The sequence below is a fragment of the Chryseobacterium sp. SIMBA_028 genome (genome assembly GCF_046535285.1).
Lineage (GTDB): Bacteria > Bacteroidota > Bacteroidia > Flavobacteriales > Weeksellaceae > Chryseobacterium.
Window position 1 is genome coordinate 1 of sequence record NZ_JAWRWZ010000022.1, and the last position, 19,461, is coordinate 19,461.

Sequence of the window (19,461 nt, forward strand, 5' to 3'; positions counted from 1 at the left end):
GAAATCAACTTTTATTATAACTTTAAACTAACAAACACTCCCTAAGAGAAAGTCCATTTTCTTTTGAAGACATACAAATTAATTTTCTTTATGTATTAAAAGCTTATACTTCATATACTAATTTAAATTATAAAGATTTTAGAGAGAATGTAAAGGAATTATTCAGAAACCATTTTGTTAAATATTTTCAGGATAATGAAGAAAATGGTTATACTTTCTATGAAATAAATGTAGATAATTTTGAAAGGTTTGTAAATGATAATTTCAGATTATTAAATGGAAAGTCTTATGTAACAAAAGACAATAAACTGATTGTTGCAAGACATAGACTTGATGATTCATTAAATGAATTATTAGGAAATAATGAACATTTTGTTTTTTCTTTTAAATCCTAGAAAGGTTTTTGCGATGACTTAGGTATTAAAGTAAAATCAAATAATTGACTTATGAAATTAAGATAATCTTAATTTCATAGTCCTTTACTGTCCAAAGAAATTCTTTCTATTTATGGATATAAATAATTCATCCATCTCCACCTCGGCAAATACACAAACACCACCGACAATATAACATTATTCTTTAAAGCAATATTCTGTCAACCTCTGTTCCCCGGATTTTAATAAAATACCCTGTTCAACAGCCCATTTCAGGTCTCTGCTTGCAGTGGGAGCAGAAATACTCCTAAAGTTCTGCATATAGTCTTTCCTGCTGAACTTATTTTGTTTTATTTTCTCTTTAAATAATAAAATTCTGTCTTCTGTATACAATGTTTTATTTTGAGATTGTAAAAGTTCCTGTAGAGATTCGAGAATAATACCGAGCATAAATTCTATAAAAGGGGTGGAATTTCCTTTTTTATCAGAATCGGATAATGTACGATAATATTCAGTTTGCTTTTGCTTGATGAGTGCTTCTATGGGCAGATATTCAAATACAGGATACTGCTGCATCAGAATTAAGGTCTGCCAGAGTCTGCCCATTCTTCCGTTACCGTCTGTAAAAGGATGTATAAATTCAAACTCATAGTGGAAGACACAGCTTTTAATTAAAATCAGGTCTTTGTCTTTTTTCAGATAAGCAAAGAGGTCTTTCATCAATCCTTTTACCGTGGTACCTCCCAGTGCTCTATGTTCTACTGTTGAACCTTTAATGATCCCCACATTAGTGGTTCTTAACTTACCAGGATGAGCAACCAGTCCTTTCATCAGAATGGAATGCGCTTTTTCTAAGTCTTTCAGGTGATAAGGATTGAGCTGATTGATTTCTTCATATACCTGTATCGCGTTCTGAACTTCAAGAATATCTTTTTGGGGAGCAATAACTCTTTTATTTTCCAACAAGGCGGTTATCTGCTCTTCAGTAATTGTATTTCCCTCAATTTCCAATGAAGACTGAATGGTTTTGATCCTGTTTTTTTTCCTTAATTCAGTGACGGGTTTATACAGATGGGAAGCATTTATTTCTCCTATTTTTTCAGAAATAGAAGCCACTAAAAATAAAATGTTGTCTGTAATGGTATAGGGAGGTTTCATATCTTTGATAGTATCATATGATACTATCAAAAATAGAAATTTATATTAACAATATGGGGTGTCAAAAAATAAATTATGTGTTTAAGTCCACAGCTACCGTTTGTGCTCGCTTACACATCCATCTCCTCAATCTCCACACTGGCAAATACACAAAAACCACAGACAATATCCCAGCCAATACACCCACTACCACAGCCATCGCCGTAGCATCCAGCTTATAATCCTTTGAGAAATTATACTGTCCTAAAAAAAGCATAGACAGCACGAGAGAACAGGTAATGATCCCATGCAGAATACTCAGCTTGGTCATTAGCTTTTTGATATTCAACTGTTCATCTACGGTAAATTCAATGGCGCCCTGACCTGCGGCATCAGTTACTCTTTTGATGATGTCTATGGTAAGGACAACAGGGAGAAACAGGGCCATAGGTAAGGTAAGGCGGGCTAAATTCTGTTCTCCTGAAAAGAAATGCGTGTATCCCAATTCCTTGAAGCTTGCATAGGCGATAATGAAATTGAAAAATACATTCGGGAGGACATAGTAGATCGTCCGCTTGATGAGAAAGCGTTTGAGGGTGGTTTTTTTGAGCTTTTTGGGCGGCTTCGGCTTAAATTTCAATTTCATAGGGAGGTGGTCAATAGCGCGATGGCTTTATCTTTAATTTTTGCAGCTTCTGTTTTGGGAAGAAAATCCTCGTTGGACAAAAATATAAAATCCATTTGTTGGTTGTACGTAGAGGTCACCAGGGTGTTTGAGTTCAGCCAAGGGAACGCTACCGTTGGGCTGAAGATGGTTTCAACGCTGAAGGTGTTGTAATTATTCGGGATATTGATTTTACCCATATTGGAGAGGGTCACATCGTGTCCGCCATTACTGGATTTCAGCATGGAGATCATACGGTCAACAATCGGATGCATTTGTTCGCCCATCCATAGAAGTTCTCTGGCTTCCATTTTTTCTATTTTCTGAACAAGATCGTTTTTAATCTGTCGGGCATTGTTGATCAAATCAGAACTTCCTTTTTTTAAGGAAAGATCAACCGTTGGAGCAAAGGCGAATAAATGATCCTGCTTAATTTCTGGGATGAAATGACGAACATCTACCGGACTGATGACCTTGCCCTTAGCGTCAGCACCTTTTACTTCCTTAAATGCCTGCATAAACGCGGCACAGAGTAAGGCATGTACGGAAACACCGTTGGCCTTACATTTCTCAGTGATTTGTGAGGTGGTTACGGGATCCAGTTTTCGGTGAAGAACATAGTCTTGTCCAAGGTTTCTCTTTTTGCTTTTTCGTTGTAGAAGAAAGAAAAATCGGGCAAATAGGAGGTATAGGTTGGCTTTGTATTTCTTGCTTTTCGCATTGAAATTCGGGGGTAGAAAATCATTGACTGAAGAGAACGCCTGATAAGGCTGCAGCTCAAAAGAGGGATCATCCAAAAGCTGGAGCAGTTCCTGCATCAGGGTGACACCCGTTGTTCCATCCGAGATGCAGTGAGGCATTACCCAAAAGATTTCAGAAACATTTTGTCCTTTCACCCAAACCACTCGGGCAAGAGGTTTCTTTTCGTCTTCAAACAGAACTTTCCATTCCTTTTGAGATTCCAGCAGCCAGTCCTGATCCGTTTTTCTTTCTACAATACGGAGTGGGATAGGAGCAATATCCTTTTCTTCTATAAAAAAGGGATATTTTTCAGTCCTGGTCTCTACAACCACTCTTAGTAACGGGTGCTTTTGCTGGATTTTTTCCAGAGCAGCCTTAAAGTTCTCCTCCGGAATTTCTCCTTTTATTTTAGCAGCAAATACACAGTTTACGGGGGTTTCAGGATCTACATACATGATCCTTTCCACCATCATTAGCTTTCTTTTGATCATGATACGGGGATATATTCCAGTTGTACTTTAATGATCTGCATTACCTCGTCCCGAATGGCCATGGCTTCGGTATAGGGCAGGTATCTTTCACTTCCTACAAAGGAAAAATCCATTTTTCCACGGTAGGTAGAAACCACCAGCGTGGTGGTATTGCCCAATGGCCCAATGACAGACGGGCTGAAAATGGTATCCACTGTAAATTCTTTATACTCATGAGGAATCTGAATGCGTCCCAGATTGGAAAACATGCAGTCGTTGGAGGATTTTCCGTTCTTTAAGAGCTTGGTGAAATTAGTCAAGGCATCATGTCCGGATTCCATCACCATCATGGTGATATAAGGATTGAGCTTGGAGGTTTTACGTTCTACAGAGGTTTGCATGGTACGCAGGTTTTCCAGAAAGCTCATCTTTTCGTTGGAAGAAACTACGATCATTAATCCAAAGGCGAAGATATGATCATTCTTGATTTGGCTCGCAAAACGTCTGATGTCTACCGGACAGGAAATCTTATTAAATGCCACTGAACCTTTTACCTTTTTAAATGCCTGAAGTAAGGCTGCACTTAGGAATGTGTTAACGGTAACTTCATTGGATTTGCAATAGGAAATCAATTGCTGGCTTACTTTTTCATCTACTTTCCAATGGATCAGATAATCGTCCTGACGATCAACTGCTTTCTTGCCTACAGGAATGTATTTGATGGCTGTAGCTGCCAATCGGCCAATAAATTTTGCTTTCAGTTTTTGTCTGCGGCTGTTTAAAATAGAGGGCGGAACTACATCCTGAATTCCCATGATGGGCTGTTCTGCCCCAATATCTGTGGACGGATTATCCAACACTTTTAAAAACTCATGGAGGAAAGCCATTGCAGAACCACCATCACATAAACAATGGTGGAACGCAAAAAGCATATCGGAAACGTCTTCCCCCTTGATCCATACAAACCGGATAAGGGGAAGCTTTTGATAATCAAATAGGGTATGCCATTCTCTTTTGGATTCTTCTATCCAATGGTCTTCTCCTTTTCGAACCACAATACGAATCGGGATAGAAAGGGATTTCTCCGGAACATCAAACCAGGGGATATTTTTCTCATCATGGTTGATAAGAGCTCTTAACCAGGGATGCTTGTTCTGGATTTGGGCCAAAGCCCGCTGGATATCCTTTAATGCAAAGGTACCTCTCAGTCTGAAAGGAATAACAGCATTGAATGATTCTGTGCCGTCACCCAGTAACATCCTTTCTCCAAATAACAATCTTCTTTTCATAGGCTATACGGAAGTTAAGGTGGAATGTTCCTGTACAAAGTTCTCCAACAATTCAACAGCTTTCTCATTACCTCCGGCAAGCGTGAATGTATTGCGGACTTCCTGAGCGGCGATTCTGTATTTAGGATTTTCCAATAATTCAAAAACGGTTTCACGAAGGGCGTCTACACGCAGCCTTTTGTATCGGATGCTGATTCCGCAGCCTGCCTGCTCAATTAATTTCGCAATATGAAAATGATCATAGGCAATAGGCGTGATCAACATCGGCAACCCATTACGGAATGTATCATTAACAGTATTGAAGCCCCCGTGACAGATTACCATATCCATTTGCTGCATCACCGCGGATTGAGGGACGAAGCTGTTCACGATAAAGTTGTCCGGCCATTCTTCAAAGATTTCAGGTGGAGTAGCGGCGATCACAGTAACCGGCTGGTCAGCAAACGCAGCAATGATCTTTTCGAAGAACGCTTTTCTGATGTCTACCAATAATGTTCCCAGGGATACAAAGATCTTTGGAGTGGTAGAAGCGTTCAGTTTATCCCAATCAAATGGTGCATCGTTTGGACGTCCTTTCACCGGACCTACAAACTTCATATGAGAAGGAACGGTTTCAAATCCGGCAAAGGCTTGTGAGGTAAACACCATATTCAGTTTATGAGAATGAATGTAAATCCCTTCTTCATGGATGCCTACTTCTTTTTGCAGGTCCTTGATGAGGTTTTGCTGCCATTCCCAGATTTTAGGGGCACTTTTTTCGGTATCTCCCATTACGTCCGGTGGAACGGGAGTTGTGGTTACACAAGGAATATTGTGTTTGTGGGCAAATAAGGCACCTCCAAAGGTGATACAGTCGTTCACTATTACATCAGGCATCCAGCTTTCTGTCAGTCTGGTTAATCCCGGCATCATCATTTTTGCGAATGGAACATAGGTTTCTTCCAATGCCAGTTTCATCACTTCAGGTCCGGAACATGCCGGTCCGTCATCCTGTCTTTTTAAAATACGGGCGATCTCTTCCTGATACGGAACAAGATCTTCTTCAGGATAGAAATAAGAACCGCCCTCAGGGATATGTTTGCTGTCTAAAGGGGTAATTCCGAACCATTTTACTTCGTGGCCACGAGCGATTAGGCTGGCTCCAACACTTAATGTAGGACTCACATGTCCGAAGAATGGAGGGATAACGAATAAAAACTTGGATGGTTTTTCAGGTTTTGAAGCCTTTGAGATAGCCTGCTCCAATAAATTGGCTGCAGTGGCTGCCCCTCCCGCTTCTACAAAAGACTGTCCCACTTTTTGAGCCGCCTCACGGTAACTCGGATTGTTCAAAATCTGTTGTACAGCTTCCCTCAAATGGTTGGCTTTAAATCGGTTGAAATTAAGACGTTCACCTGCTTCTGTACGCACTACACGTCCTGCAACATGTGACTGGTCGTACGCAATAGGAATCACCACCAAAGGAATACCATTGGATAATGTTTCGGAAACGGTATTGTGACCGCCATGGCAAACCACCCCATCAAGATGAGGTAAGAGATCCAATTGGGGAACCTGCTGATATACCATAAAGTTATCCGGCCACTGATCAAAAAGTTGTGGATCTGAAACCACGACAACCGTTAAATCTTCATCCTTAAATGCATCCACTACCTTTTGGAAGAATGCTTTTTTATGGTCATGATCGAAAGTGGTTCCGATGCTTACCAGAATCTTTTTATGGGGGGTACTTTTTAACCGGTCCCAATCAAATTCACAAGAGATACGGCGCTCTGTAAGAACGGGACCTGTAAATTGATATTGAGAGGGTAGATCCTCCATTTCACCAAAGAAATAGGTGGAGGTTAAAACAAGGGTTAAAAGGTCTGAAGTAGCCAGAGAACGTTTTTCATTCACTCCCAGCTCTTCCTGTAATGCAACGATTTGATTTACTTCCCATTCGTGTACCTTAGGCAGCTCATTCATGATTTTAATGGCAGCCGGAGCGGTAACGGAAGTGGCGTAAGGAATTCCCAACGCTTTTGCGGCAACTGGAGCCGCAAATAACTGGTGATCCCCAATAATCAAATCGGGTTGGTATGTTTTTAATAACGCAACAATCCCCTTATAGCAATGTCTGTTCAGCGGGATAAGAACCTCTTCGTAAAGGAACTTAACGCTGTCTATTCCGTACACTACTTTTTTGGATATAATATCAAGATATTGTTCGCTTTCTTTCTTTTCTTCGTCGGTCTGATCGTATTGAATCAGTAATAATTCTCCTCCCGCAGGCAGCTTAGCGCCCAAAGTGGGGTCAAGGCTGATCCAGGCTACTTCATGTCCTCTTTCCAACAGAGTAGCACCGATGCTTAGGGTAGGGTTGACATGTCCTGTCAATGGTGGAACTATAAATGCAAATTTAGCCATGGTTCTTTGTTAAGATATTAGATAAAAAATGAGCGATCATTTCCGCTATCAGGCTAGGTTCCTGAATCGGAATATTGTGATCGCCGGGAATTAATTCAAGGTCGGACGAACCGATTTGAGACTGCAGCCATTCTCCTGTAGGTCTGCAGTTGGACTCAGCACCGTAAAGCAATAATGTGGAAGCTTTTAATTCATTAAAATCAGCTTCACCAAGGAAATGTTTTTCCTTAATCATATCTGCCTTGATGCTGGTTTGATTAAATAGAAACTCATACATACGATGGTTCTTTTCCATTTGTCTTTTGCCCATCTGGACTTTGGTAGTATCTGTAAAATTAGCCACATAATGCTCAAGGAATTCCTTGCTGTATTCATCAATGATGTTACGGGCTTTTTCGTCCTGAGGATCCGGAGCTTCCATCACCACCAGTTGACTGACACGGTCAGGATATTGTAATGCCGTTTTTAACGCAATTAAACCTCCAAAACTATAGCCTACAAGATGTACCTTTTGCAGGTGCAGGTGATCCATTAAACCTATCAGATCGGATGACATATTTTCGAGATCATATCCATCCGTGAAACGCTCACTCATACCGTGACTTTTCAGATCGTACATGACCACGTGGAAATGCTGCGCCAGAATGGGGGCAATATTAAAATAATAAATGGACAGGTTACTGAACATACCGTGGATGAGTACCACGGTTTGTTCGGCTCCTTTGTTGAGTTCCTGTATATGAACTTGTCTGTTATTGACCGTGATTATTGGCATTCGTAGATATAATTGATGATCATACTAAGGTCAAGATTAATCAGTTGGTCAAGATCCATAGAAGATAACCAACCTGTAAAATCGATCTGATCGCCAAAATGCGCCTTGATCTTTTCTGAGAAAGAGACAATCTCGATGCTGTCCATTTCAAGATCCTTGGTGAATGAACTTTCAGGAGTAATGTCCATCTCTTCTACAAATTCAGCACCTATCACTTCAGTAATAAAACCTTTTAATAAAGTAAAAAGTTCTTCGTGGTTCATTTTTAATGTTGCGTTTACAGTGTCCATCCGATAATATAATTTTTATGTTTAATAGTTTTGATTTCAATGTTGTTGATCCACAAGTGATCGTCTTTTATCAATTCGACTTCAAAGGCTTTAGGATTTCCTTTGAGCCCTGTTCCGAGAAACTTTCCGTAGGCTTCCTTGGCTACCCAGAAACGGGTGGTCCATTCTGCCTGATCTCTGTCTTTTAATAAGGCTAGTTCTTTGTCGGTAAATACCATGTCGTAGAATCCTGAGCTGCGTTCTTCCATGAGTTCCATATCGATTCCTACAGACTTTCCGTATCTCGCGATCCCCACGGCTTCTTTTCCTTTGTGAGCTAAAGAAATATGAATATCCTCTGTAAAATCACTGATGAGGTAAGGTTTCCCCACTTCATCGGAACGGATTTCAAAGGTGATTGGGAAGCAGGCATGATTTTTTTCCTGACGAAGAAGATTTCTTACGGCATCTTTCACGGCCACACGGCTTACCATCCAGTTTTTCTTTTTGTTGGGTAACAATTGCTGATGCTGCTGTTTTTCCGTCTGGTTGAAATATCTTTTCAGGATAAAATCCCATGAAGCGACTCTGGTATAGGCCTGATGGAAGAAAAATACTTCCGGAGCAATCTCTTCAGAAAGACGGTTGTGCAATGGCGACATGGAAACATTCCATAAAGCGGCATCAATCTCCAGTCTTCTGTTCTGCCAGCCGGTAATGGCACACCAAACTTTTCCGTCTCTTTTCAGGATGATATCTGCGATGGCAAACTCATCATTAAGCTCAGTAAGCATACAGGTACATTCAAAAATGCCTTCCTGATCATGCATGTCTCCGAAGAATTCAATGTCCTTGATCTTCACAGGGAATGCGATGCGGTCTTTCACCAAAGTAAGCTGAAGCCAAAGCCCGAATAGTTGTCCTGCATTATCAAGCAAAGAACCTTTGCCACCGTTTCCTTTTATTTTTCCGATGATTCCTTTGTCTCCAACGGCTGAAACTTCGGTAATTCCCTGGTACTTGTCTCCATGGAACATGTGCATGTCATAGATTTCTTCAGGGGTTCTTTCAATGGGTAAAAGATTACCGATGGAAAGGTTGAAAGATGGTGTAGGAACAGCTGAAGATTTCAATACAACTTCTGCATTCACAAAGTTTTCAATATCCAAATAGGCGTGGTTTGAGGAACGCCATTCTCCTTTTACCGTTTTTTCAAAAGGCTTGGCCACGTTCATCCATTGGAATACGCTTACGTTCATGATTTTATGAACCCATGTACCCGGAATTTCTGCTTCTGCAATTTCTGCAAGCTGCTCAAAGATCATGGTCATCGGAATTACCGGTTCCATATCTGCTACATGTTCCCATCCTTTAGGCTGTCTTAATAAGCTGTGATCGATAAGGTAAGGGTGACTTTCCAGGGTCACATACATCTCTTTAGAGAAAGTAGTGCTTCTCGGTGCTTTTGGAACAGCTTGTGTTGCATGAGAATGAGCGGGACGTTGGATGGTGATTTCCGGACGGTTTTGGAATAAAGTGAGAACTTCTTCCTGCATACGGATCATGTCTGCAACATTGTCCTGAAATGCCTGTACCAGCGGATGACCGCTTTTTGTGGCAATGGATGGCGTATTGGCGGTATCGTGTTTTGGCATATCAAAAGATTGAGCCAAAGCTTTCACTTCTTTAAAATTACGGATAATAGGAGAGCCTAATTCCAGTTTAATGCCTTTTCCTGATGGTCTTTTGGAATGATTCCGAATCTCCAGAAAATCAAGAGCAATTGTTTTTCCTTCTACAAATAATGAAGCGACTACCCGTTGTAACTGTGCCAGTGCGGAACGGGTTGGAACGCTGGAAGCAATGGTGCTGAATGCTTTTCCTTTCAACGTATCATCAATAAATCCGATCAAACCTCCGGTACCCACCTGAATAAAAAATCGGGCTCCTTCTTCATAAAGTCTGTCCGTAAGCTCACGGAAACGAACAGGCTGTACCAAATGCTCAGCACTCAGCTTTCTGATCGCTGCCTGATCTGACGGATAAGGTTCCAGCGTCGTTGCAGACCATAGTGGGATCTTTGTCTGCTGGAATTGTGCTTTTTCCATTCCTGCAAGGATAACCTCCAGTTTATCAGCGATAAAAGGAGAGTGGAACCCAGACTGGAATGGCAACACCTGATGGAAGATCTGCTTTGATTTTAATAAGGGAACCAATTCATCCAATGCGGCATTGCTTCCACAAAGAATCACCTGATTAGGGCAATTATCATTGGAAACATAGAGATTTGAAATTTCAGTAATAAAAGGTTGTACGACATCAATTCCGGCTCCAATGGCAATGAATTTGGAATCTTTTAATTCAAATGTTTCAGGATTCAGCACATCAATAAGTGCTTTTACAGAATTGGCTTCTGCCAACTCGGATGAATATCCTGCCAGCCATTCTCCTAAACTGTGTCCGGCGTTCATATCAGGGATGATTCCTAGTTTTTTCAAAGAATTATCCAGGATACTGCAGTTGTTGAAAATGTTTAAAGCATCGGTTAAAAGTCCTTCCCCTTCGGTTTCTATAGGGGCCGATAATCCAAAATAACGGCTTACTGTTTCTACTTCACCTTTTGCCAGACCATCTAGGCCTGGAAATACGAAGGCTACTTTACCACCATCTTTTAATAATGGGGCAGAGGTGTACCAGATATCCTGTTTGTTTTTCCAGATGATATTTTTGGAAACAATTTTAATTGCTTTTTCTATTCTGGCGGGTGTTGGATCAAATAGGGCAACCCTGAAATCTCCCTCACCAATTGTGTGGTCGTTATTTTGTAATGCAGACAATAATTTTTCATGTGTTGGTCTGGCCAATAACAAGACGTTGTCTTTCTTTGGCATATCATACCCTTCAAGAACAACGTGTGCATTGATGCCGCCAAATCCGAAAGCATTTACTGCCGCTACTTTGGGCAATCCGGTTTTTGACCAGTTCTTTGCTTCCTGTACAGGTTCGAATCTGGTGTTCTGCATATCTGCGGTGGGATTCTCACAATATAATGTTGGAGGTAAAGTGTCATGGTGTAATGCCAGACAAGTTTTGATCAACCCTGCGATACCGGCAGCCGGCATGGCATGTCCGATATTGGACTTTACAGACCCAATTCCTGCAACCGGAGCAGCTTCTTCTTTTCCAAAGAACTGTGCTAAGGTCTGAAGTTCTGTTTTATCTCCAAGCGGAGTTCCGGTACCATGAGCTTCAAGGTAACCGACTTTATTTTTGTCTAAATCAGCATTGATCCAGGCCTGTTCTAAAGCTTTTAACTGGCCTTTTACCGATGGGCTCATTACGCTGGTTCCGTTCCCGTCACTGCTTACCCCCACTCCTTTAATAACAGCGTAGATCTTGTCCTGATCACGAACGGCGTCTTCCAGTCGTTTTAAAACGACGAAGCCACAGCCTTCACCAATCAATAATCCATCGGCATCCATGCTGAATGGCTTGATCTGTTCTTGACGGGACATGGCTCCCAACTGGGCAAAAATACTCCAGAAAGCAGCATTTTGTCCAGTGTGTACACCGCCTGCAATCATGATATCGGAACGACCTCGCTGAAGTTCCTGTACGGCATGATCTACGGCAATTAGAGCGCTGGCACAAGCTGCGTCTACAGTAAAGGCAACACCTCCCAGATCGAAGCGGTTGGCTACCAATGAAGCTACCAAATTGGGAATAAGTCCCATGGCAGTATCGGCAGCGAAACGTCCTTTGCGTTCCTGAAATGCATGCTTTACTTTTTCAATATCAACAGAAGATACCTGAGGCAGCAATTCCTGCAATAATGAGGAAATCTGTTCTCCGGTTCTTACAATTTCGATGGCACGGGTAGCTCCAGGACCGGTATAGTTTCCTTTACCGATAATAATTCCTGTTTTTTCAAGGGAAGTATTCTTTTGAAATACTCCGGCATCTTCCAATGCTTTCTGAACTAAATCAAGGGTTAATAAATGGTCTGGTTCTGTTCCTTCAACGGCAAGAGGTAATATTCCAAATGCGGTGGGATCAAATTCATAGTCAGGGATAAACCCGCCTCGTTTACAATAGAAACGATCGACAGGGTTGGTGGCATCACTAAAGTGTACCGGATCTATCCTATCTGCCGGAGCCGATTGGGTAGAGTCTACTTTATTGACAATATTCTGCCAAAAAGTATTGGCATCTTGTGCCCCCGGAAAGACACAAGATAGGCCAATTACAGCAACATCCGTTTTTTTCATACTTATTTTGTACAGAGGTTTACCAATTGTTTCCTGACATGATCAGCACCTGGCTCTCAGTTCCGTATTTGATCTCGTTAAGGAATATTTCCTTTCCTTCATCCAATGGAATCAGAGAGATACCTCTACGTTCGTATTCTGTTTCAAGGGTTGATGAAACCATTCCGGCACCTTTCCAGGGTCCCCAGTTGATGGAAATCACTTTTCCTTTTAATTTTTTGTTTAAAGCATTGGCGTAATCATCCAATACACTGTTGGCCGCAGCATAGTCTGTCTGACCTTTGTTCCCGTATACAGATGCTATACTTGAGAACAGTACTACAAACTGACAATCTGTGCGAAGTTGCTCTGCCAGCACACGTAGGGGCTTCACTTTGGTATCAAATACACGTCCGAAAGAAGAAGTGGTCTTTTGTTTGAATAATTTATCTTCTAAAAGACCTGCTCCATGAATAACACCATCCAAACGATTGTATTTTTCATATATACTGCTGATCAGGTTGCTCAATCCTTCTTCGTCACAAAGATCTAAAGATTGATAAATGATGGTGTTTCCAAGCATTTCCATGTCACGGATGGTACGTAGGATCTGATTGTTTTTGTAAACTCTGGTCGTTTCTTTTTCTATTTCAGCAGGTGAAGTGAATCTTCCGGATTTGATCAGAAATGCTCTGATTTCCTCTTTGGTTTTCATTCCTTCGAATTCTTTAAGGGCAGATGCTTCATTTCTTGGATCTGCAGATCTTCCTACCAGAATATAAGTGCATGGGTAGGCCTGAGACATATGTTTTGCCAATTCTGCAGTGATTCCCTGTGCGCCTCCAAGTACCAAGACCACTGATTTATGATCTAACTGAATATGGGCTTCATTTAAACTTGTTGACAATGGAGACGGGATAATGTCTACTCTGTGTCTTTTTTCGTTTTTATAAATTACTTCAGCCGGTTTATCATTGGTCAGGATCTCCTTTAGCGTAATTCCAGCGATCTGATCTATTTCCTGAGGAGTACTTAGACTGATTAATCTGCAAGTGGTATGGTCAAATTCTCTTGCCAAACTTTTAAAAAGTCCCGGGTAACCCTGATGATGACGCAATGATTTTGCATCTGTTATTTCCTGAAGATTAGCGGTGATATCAGAGATCAGATAAACCCATTTTGCTTTATCAAAATCAAGTTTTTTAATTAAATCAACATGATCAATAATGCTTGGTTTATCGGCAGATGAGAATAAGTCTAACATAATCAATCCATCAAAACTTGAAAGATCTTTTTCTGCATCCACTAATTCTACAATAGCCCCATGTTTTTCCAGTTCGTTTTTGATCGCTGAGGTTTGCTTACTGTTATCCTGAGTGATCGCAAAGTGTTTTCCCTGTAGGACTTCAGTATTTTGTACTAAAGAAGCGTCTGTAGGAGTAATGTCAAAACGAAGACGAGATAATACATTATGGGCTGGTTCAGGAGTGTTGATTTCCTTTATTTCCTCTTTGGCTTCGTTATTTTCACCGCTCATTTCGCTGATCCAGCTTGCGAGCCCGCGAAGTGTTTTAATGGCTGCCAGTTTTTCCATGATATCATCAGCCTGTTCAAGGCTCTCCCCAAAACCAATCTTGTTTTTAAGATCTGCAATGATCTCCATACGCTTAATGGAATCTATACTAAGGTCCGCTTCTAAATCTAAGTCTAACCCTAGCATTTCTTTCGGATATCCTGTTTTTTCACTTACGATATTCAGAATGGCATTTTGAAGATCTTCTAGTGATAAAGCTGATGAAGATTGTGGTTTTGAAGCGGTATTTTCAGCTGTTGTTGGATTTTTTTCAGGGGTAGTTGTAGTGTCTGCACCTGAAAATTCGGTAAGCCACGAAACCAATCCACTTAGGGTTTTGATTCCTGCTAATTGTTCCATCACAGTGTCTTCGCTGGCATTGCCGTTTGATAATGTTCCCAATTCATTACGAAGAGTTCCGATGATTTCCACTCTTTTGATAGAGTCGATGCTCAGGTCAGCTTCAAGATCCATTTCCATACCCAGCATTTCCTGTGGATATCCTGTTTTGTCGCTTACTACCTGTAATAATAATGATTTAATATCTTTTGTAGGAGCCGTTTTTACAGCAACCGCAGAAGCAGCAACCGCAACTGTTCTTTCCTGATAAACGGGTTGTACAGGAATCGTGCGTTCAGGGGCAGGTGCCGGCATTGGGGTGTTATAAACAGGCATTGGGTTTACCTGAGGATTCTGTCCCATAAAGGAAAGCATCACATCACGTTGTGCCTGTATCATTAATTTCATGCTGTTTAAATATTCCTGCAACATGCGTTCTGCTGTAGATAAGCTTTCCGGTGCAGGGGGCTGGGTATTATTAGTAAAATTGTTCATGGAAATAGGAGTTAAAATGGGGAGTGCACCATTGGCAGGCAAGGTGCCTGTTGTCGGATGTGCAGCTTGTCCGTTTACACGCCAGATGGCAGGGCTTTTCTTGTAAAGTTCAGGCTGATTGATGTCAATAAGCTGAACACTTCGGCCATCGAAAAGCTTTTCAATGTTGAAAGTGCGTCCTGTTCCTAAATATTGAGCCAGCATGCAAAGCAAGTGGGTAAATTTATTACGGCTGTTGTCTTCAACATACAAGGTCAACTGATCTTTTTCAATACACGATTTTGCCAGTCCGGTAAGAACTTTTCCGGGACCAACCTCGATGAAGATTCTTGCTCCGTCGTTATACATTGCCTGCATCTGTTCTACGAATCTTACGGGCTGTACCAAATGATCAGTCAATCTTTCTTTGATTTCTGATGGACTTGACGGATATACTTCTGCGGTAGTATTGGACCATACAGGGATCTGCATTTCCTGGAAAGGAACGTCTTTTAATACATCAGCATATAAACCTTTGGATTTTGCTAATAACGGGCTGTGGAATGCACAGGCAACTTCCAGTTTTTTGGCAGAAATACCTTCTTGCTTAAGGACTTCCAATAGTTTGTTGATCGCGACTGTACTTCCTGCAATAACACATTGAGCAGGAGCGTTGAAGTTAACCGGATAGCATCCTTCTACTTTGGTAATGATGGGCTGTAAACGTTCATGGGTAGCACTTGCTGCTAACATTGAACCAGGATCTCCACCTTCTACTGAGTCTAAAATAGATTGGGCTCTCCGGATACTTAAATCCACCAATTGATCCTCTCCAAATACGCCCGCAAAACATAAAGCCGGTAATTCACCGTAGCTATGACCTGCCAGCATATCTGGAATAATACCTAATGTTTCTAAGAATTTGGCTAATGCAAGATCAACAATTCCTAAAAGAGGTTGTGCTAAACGGGTATCCTTAATGGTTTCCTTTTGTTGTTTTAAATCAGTTTCATTAAACGTTCTTGATGGGAAAACTACTTTTTCAAGCTCCGGATAGTCATCAATAAGCTTACGCATAGCCGGGAAAACGACGAATAGGTCACGTGCCATATTGATTCTCTGACTCCCTTGTCCAGGGAATGTGAAGGCTACTTTTCCTTCTTTTTTATTAACGGTAAACGTATCTTTTGTTTCTATTCCCAGCAGTACTAATTCAAGTTTCATCATCAGATCTTCAGCAGTATCTGCAACAATGCTGAACTGAATGGGTTTCTCTGAGCTTATGCTTAAACTGTAAGCAATATCTTTTAATGGAATACCATCATTGATTTCTAATAAAGCTTTGATTTGGCTTGACTGCCCTTTGGCTTCTTCATAAGTATCCCCACGGAATACAAATAATTCTGACGGCCATGACTGCATTGCGATAGAATCATCTTGTTTCGGATGATTGGCAATTACCGTATGGAAGTTCGTTCCTCCAAATCCAAAAGCACTGATTCCCGCATAACGGTTCTTTTCAGTCCATAACCCGGTTTCTGCATGGAAAGAGAAAGGACTGGTTTGTGCATTGTAATAAGCATTAGGCTTTTGAAGGTGAAGGGTTGGGGGCTTTACGCCGTGGTATACAGCCAGGGAGGCCTTGATTAAACCAGCCAATCCTGCAGCACACTTGGTATGTCCAATCTGTGTTTTCACAGAACCTAAATGAGTCTGTCCCGGTAAAGCACCTGAACGACTGAACAGATTCGTTAAAGCACTTAATTCTGTTTTGTCTCCAACCACGGTTCCTGTACCATGAGCTTCTACCAATCCTACAGATGCAGCACTGATTCCGGCTTGGGTATAGGCACGTTCTAAGGCTCTTACCTGACCAATTTTTCTAGGCGCTGTCAATCCAAGGGCTTTACCATCACTGGATCCGCCAACTCCCTTGATCACTGAATAAATGCGGTCACCATCATTGATGGCGTCTTCATATCTTTTTAAAACAAGGATGGCGATTCCTTCTCCAAGGGCGATCCCGTCTGCATCACTATCAAATGTTGCACATCTTCCTTTTCTGGAAAGTGCATGGGTACTTGAAAACATAAGGTAATCATTGATTCCGTTATGTAAATCTGCTCCTCCGGCAAGAACCATGTCTGATTTGCCTAATACAAGTTCCTGACATGCTAAATCAATAGCCGCCAAAGAAGAAGCACAAGCGGCATCTACGGTAAAGTTTCTTCCGCCAAGATCCAAGCGATTCGTAATCCTACCTGCGATCACATTGGCCAAAATACCTGGGAAAGAATCCTCTGTGGTATGGGGAAATGCTTCCTTTACTTCTTCGTGAAGCTCGCCAAAAACTTGCTTATAATATCCTCTGAAGCTATAGCTGTTAGCAAGGTCGTTACCTCCTTCAGCACCAATAATTACAGAAATGTTGTCTCTGTTGATGTGTTTTTCACCGTATCCTGCATCTTCCATGGCACGTTTTGCAACCAATAATGTTAGCAATTGTGTAGGTTCAATGGCTGCAAGGGATTGTGGTGGAATTCCGAATGCTAATGGATCAAAATCAATTTTTGGGATGAATCCGCCCCATTTGGAATGCGAAACATCTGGTCCGTCTGAATCTGGATGGTAATAAAGCTCCTTGCTCCATCTTTCATCCGGAACTTCTGTAACACTGTCTTTTCCCAGGATAATATTTCTCCAGAACTCTTCCAGATTTTTGGCTCCGGGGAAAATACATTCCATACCGACAATGGCGATGTCCAATGGCTTTTCATTTGATGTTGGTTCTTCTGATAATGCTGCGTTCTGGATATAATCGTAATTATTTACGCTGACATTTTGGTGAAGTTCTTCAAGAGACAGTACTTTATTGTGCATTGTTGCAATCTGTCCTATCATGTACATTCCAAGGTCAAGTTGATCATCTTTTGGTATGTTAATCAATTGATCTCCTTGGCGTTCTATCCCTTTGGCTGCGATTCTTAATCGTCCTACATTGAGCTTTTCCAACTGTTCCCATACTTCTTTTTTATCAGCTCCGGCTGCTAAAAGCTTGGCTTTCTCAGTGTTGAAGTGGTGCGCAAAAGCCGTATTCAAACAACGGGTTTCATGACCCGGTGCTGTTTCTAATAAAACCGTGTCTTTGGCCTGCATAGCCTGTAACTGGAATTCTTCCTGAATAGCTCCGGTTTGTACAGCTTCCTGCGTATAGAGATAAGCAGTTCCCATTAGTACTCCTACTTTTACCCCTCTGGCAGCTAATGGAGCGGCCATAATGGAAACAAAAGCGGTTGAAAAATCATTATGGATTCCACCTGCGAAAAATACACTGATATTTTCCGGATGGTCTTCTTTTAAGATTCGTTCAATTTGTTTTTCCCAAAGAACCATGCTGGATAACGGGCCCACATGGCCACCACATTCACGTCCTTCGAAAATAAAATTTCTGGCTCCTTCTTTGAGGAAAATATCGAGTAGGGCAGGAGATGGAACATGCAAGAATGTCTTTATTCCTGCTTTTTCAAATACTTTAGCCTGTGCTGGTCTTCCTCCGGCAATCAGAACCACGGGCGGTTTTGCTTCAAGAATGTATGAGGTTTGTTCTTCTCTTAATTCCTGAGGAGCAAATCCTAAAATACCCACTCCCCATGTTTTGTTTCCTGCAAGCTCTTTAGTGTCCATCACTAGGGATTTTGCCGTGTTCCCTTTTAGTAATGATAATGCTACAAAAGGCAAGGCTCCTGCTTCTGCTACGGCATTGGCGAATGAGGGAACGTCGCTTACACGAGTCATTGGACCTTGTGCAATTGGATATCTAAGACCAAGTTCTTGTGCCAGAGGATTATTCTGGTCAATCACCTGAAGAGCTTTTGCTTGTTTTAAGTGGCCATACATGGCTTCCTTAAAACCAAAAGTCATTTTTTTCAGCGTTTTGAATTCTTCATATAAATCTACGGCCAACGAAATATCTTGTCCCATAGGGATATAGCTCTTGCTAATGTCAAGATCTGTAAAGTATTCCTTAAGTTTATCAGCATTGATATTCTCAGGCAGTACAGGAGAATTAGGCCTCACGAGTACACGATGGCTAGCAATGATTTTAGTTTCTGTTCCATTCAGTTTTGAACATAAATCTTTGATGTCCTTAGGAACAGAGCTTTCAGGAAATAAGGCAAGCTGACTGTCCAACACAATACCTGTTGCACCCAAAGCTTTTACAGCAGCAGCAGTGTGGAGTCCTATTCCTCCTTGTACCCATACTGGAATGCTTTGAATTTCTTTGATAATGCGCTGAAACAGTACAAATGTAGATTCATAGCCAATTTGGCCTCCAGCTTCATTTCCTTTGATGATAATTCCACTTGCTCCGGATAGTTCAGCCTGTTTCGCTTCTTCCAGACTGCTTACCTGATAAATTACAGTCAGGTTTTGGTTCTGGTTGATCAACATTCCTGATGGAAGGATTGCAAAGTTTACTTTCTCGGGAATCTGAAGCGACATAAGTTTTTCATTAGAAATATAGATACCACAAGACGGTATATCTAATTGCTCAAGTCGACTTAAGGCTTCTTTGGCAGGCGCCAATTCGTGTCCCAAACTTAGAACGGGAAAGATACCCGCCAGATGCAGTTTAGGCATAAGGTTGACATCCGGCCTTTCGAAAGGCGTTAGTCCAATAATGGTTAAGTTTTTCATGGCGT

The 19,461-nt window shown here is 41.4% G+C and carries 9 protein-coding genes; all 9 read right to left on the minus strand.

The window, feature by feature from the left end; all coding sequences use genetic code 11:
• Nucleotides 1–572: 572 nt before the first annotated feature.
• Nucleotides 573–1,532: a Fic family protein gene (locus SCA31_RS21520; protein ID WP_410699072.1), complete on the minus strand. Its 960-nt coding sequence runs from the start codon at nt 1,530–1,532 to the stop codon at nt 573–575.
• Between the two features lie 73 nt (nt 1,533–1,605).
• A complete protein-coding gene (locus SCA31_RS21525; RefSeq protein WP_410699074.1) occupies nt 1,606–2,157 on the minus strand; it encodes a hypothetical protein in 552 nt (183 codons plus the stop codon).
• Nucleotides 2,154–3,407 carry a condensation domain-containing protein gene (locus SCA31_RS21530; RefSeq protein ID WP_410699075.1) on the minus strand — a complete coding sequence of 418 codons (1,254 nt, stop codon included), beginning with the start codon at nt 3,405–3,407 and terminating at the stop codon, nt 2,154–2,156. The genes SCA31_RS21525 and SCA31_RS21530 overlap by 4 nt, the downstream gene beginning before the upstream one ends.
• Nucleotides 3,404–4,675, minus strand: a complete 1,272-nt coding sequence (locus SCA31_RS21535; RefSeq protein WP_410699077.1) for a condensation domain-containing protein — start codon at nt 4,673–4,675, stop codon at nt 3,404–3,406. The genes SCA31_RS21530 and SCA31_RS21535 overlap by 4 nt, the downstream gene beginning before the upstream one ends.
• Before the next feature lie 3 nt (nt 4,676–4,678).
• Nucleotides 4,679–7,081: a glycosyltransferase gene (locus tag SCA31_RS21540; RefSeq protein WP_410699078.1), complete on the minus strand. Its 2,403-nt coding sequence runs from the start codon at nt 7,079–7,081 to the stop codon at nt 4,679–4,681.
• The gene (locus tag SCA31_RS21545) at nt 7,074–7,856 is read right to left on the minus strand and encodes an alpha/beta fold hydrolase (RefSeq protein WP_410699080.1); all 783 of its coding nucleotides are present in this window, start codon (nt 7,854–7,856) and stop codon (nt 7,074–7,076) included. Before SCA31_RS21545 ends, SCA31_RS21540 begins: the two co-directional genes overlap by 8 nt.
• Complete coding sequence (locus tag SCA31_RS21550) at nt 7,847–8,146, minus strand: acyl carrier protein (protein ID WP_002977699.1); 300 nt, start codon at nt 8,144–8,146, stop codon at nt 7,847–7,849. Before SCA31_RS21550 ends, SCA31_RS21545 begins: the two co-directional genes overlap by 10 nt.
• Nucleotides 8,134–12,393 (minus strand): beta-ketoacyl synthase N-terminal-like domain-containing protein, encoded by a 4,260-nt coding sequence (locus tag SCA31_RS21555; RefSeq protein WP_410699082.1) that lies wholly within the window; start codon nt 12,391–12,393, stop codon nt 8,134–8,136. The genes SCA31_RS21550 and SCA31_RS21555 overlap by 13 nt, the downstream gene beginning before the upstream one ends.
• 19 nt (nt 12,394–12,412) lie before the next feature.
• A complete protein-coding gene (locus SCA31_RS21560) occupies nt 12,413–19,456 on the minus strand; it encodes an SDR family NAD(P)-dependent oxidoreductase (protein ID WP_410699084.1) in 7,044 nt (2,347 codons plus the stop codon).
• Between the last annotated feature and the right edge of the window lie 5 nt (nt 19,457–19,461).